This window comes from Streptomyces sp. NPDC019890 (assembly GCF_044903445.1).
Classification (GTDB): domain Bacteria; phylum Actinomycetota; class Actinomycetes; order Streptomycetales; family Streptomycetaceae; genus Streptomyces.
This window is the reverse complement of the sequence record NZ_JBJDQK010000080.1, coordinates 1-2073: the sequence shown is the minus strand read 5'-3', so window position 1 is coordinate 2073 and position 2073 is coordinate 1. Positions and strand designations below refer to the sequence as shown.

The window sequence follows — 2073 nt, the reverse complement described above, 5'->3', positions numbered from 1 at the left end:
AACGGCACCGTAACCGACGCCACCATCTGCACCGCACCGGGCGGCGCCGGCACAGGCGGCGCCGGCGGCCGCGGCGGCAACGGCCGCTGCGGCGGCAACAACGGCAAAAACGGCCGAGGCGGCTCCGGCAGCGGCGGCAAAAACGGCCCCCCCTGCCCCGACACGCCTACACCGCCCCCGCCGGCCAAGGACGACACCAACAATTCCCCGGCACCCGATGCCCCGGCCCCGCCCAAACCGGCCGAGGACAACACCAACAACTCCTCCCCTGCGGACGCACCCGCCCCGCCCCCGCCAGCCGGGAACGACACCAGCAACTCCTCCCCTCCGGACGCACCCGCCCCGCCCCCGCCCCCGCCGGCCGGGGACGTCATCGTCAAGTGAACGCCGCGGGAAGACCCAGGACAGATGCTGCTGCACAGCCCGGCAGGACCCCGATGTGGCAGATCTGGCCCAGTCGTTCCGGACCTCGGTACAGCGCTTCCTCGCGGCTTGGCAGGCCGCTGGTGCGACCGTCCACGTTGAGAGGACCTATCGGCCCGTCGAACGCGCGTACCTGATGCACTGGGCGTTCCGGATCTCCCAACAGAGCCCGCCCGGCCCGCTGTTCAACAGCTGCACGGTCCCCATGCCCGCGGGCAACCCCGGGCGCGCGGCGCTCCCCGGGCCCACGGACCTGCCCGGCCTTCAGCCCCCAAGCCTTCCGGAATACGCCCTGCCGGCCACACACAACACTCCGGCAAAGCGGACCCCCGCACACCAGCCCGCCCAGCCGACCTCGACCAGGATGCGTGGTGATCGCGGCAGCGAGCCCCAGCATGCGCCGCCACATCTGCTGCCGTTGCGTGATCTGCTCGGGGGTGTACCCGGGGGAGGCGGGGCAGGTGACGGTCTCGGTCCGAGCGCCCACCAATGGTCGCTCGTAAGTCCGGCCCGGCGTCGCATCAACGCTCCACGGCAGTGAACGGCTGAGCTGCGCGTTCTGCGCTGGCACGCGGTTCAGCGCCAGCTGGAGGTCCTGCAGTCGTTCGGGAAAGCCGTTCGTGGTACTCACACCCGAATGCCGCACCGTCGAGCCGTCCCGCCGCAGGACCTGAAAGCGACATGGGGATCATGGCCGGAGCCCGGCGGTGTCGGGCAAGTACCCCTCGGCCACCCCCTCGAAGAAGCAGGACAACCTCGGCGTCCAGCTCGTCAACTCGCAGAAGATCATGCTCAAGAACTCGGTGACCGACGCCGACGGCGACAAGGCCAACCTGACCTTCGAGGTGTGGACGGCCGACGCCGCAGGGAAGCCGAAGACCAAGGTCACGATCTCCGACAATGAGTACGGCGTCATCGTGTCCCCCTACGTGGCGTCCGGTACAACCGTCTCGGTGAACGCGGTCGGCAGGTTGCAGACGAACGTCGACTACGTGTTCCACACCTCCGCCTACGATGGCTCCCTGTACGAGGCATCGTGGTCGCCGTGGAAGCGGTTCCGCATCGAGCTGCCTGTCGACCTGACGTTGCCTACGCCGAACTATTCTGCGCCCGATCCGAGCTGGTTCGACGTCGGCCCCAGCACCGAGCAGACCAAGCCGCTGAGTGCCCCCGCCGCCGGCGCCGCCAGGTCAGCTGAGGCCGACCAGTGCGGGCCCGTCGACGACGATGGCCGTCAGGTGTGCTTCGGTCCGTCTGCGGACAAGCCGCTGCCCGCGGACACTGCCGCGCGGGTCATGGCCGTCGACTGGTGCAACACGTCTGTCCCGGGGACCCGCGCCACACGGTTCGCGGAGTGCGACGTGCGCAACGTCCCTGTCGAGCTGAAGATGGGTGGGGAGACGCAGGCGAGGACGTTCTTCACCTTCCTGCGTCTGATTGAGCTGGACGGCACGGCCAGCTTCACCGAACGTCTCACCGTGCTGCCCGCGGAGGCGATCCCGGCCGCGGCGCACGGATCGACCTGAAGCTGGCCGAGCACCTGTGCCAGGGGTCGTGCAAGGGCCGTGGAGCCCGAGCACGGATCGTGAACGAACAGCTGATACGCCTCGGGGCGGCCATCCGCCAAGACATCGAACAGCCACTCTGCGC

The 2073-nt window shown here is 69.5% G+C and carries 1 protein-coding gene and 1 pseudogene; both read left to right on the top strand.

Features of this window, described 5'->3' with window-relative positions:
* Nucleotides 1–384, top strand: a pseudogene (locus ACI2LP_RS34325) (hypothetical protein); the annotation flags it as partial.
* 746 nt (nt 385–1130) lie between these two features.
* A complete protein-coding gene (locus ACI2LP_RS34320) occupies nt 1131–1949 on the top strand; it encodes a hypothetical protein (RefSeq protein ID WP_404728454.1) in 819 nt (272 codons plus the stop codon).
* Nucleotides 1950–2073: the final 124 nt, after the last annotated feature.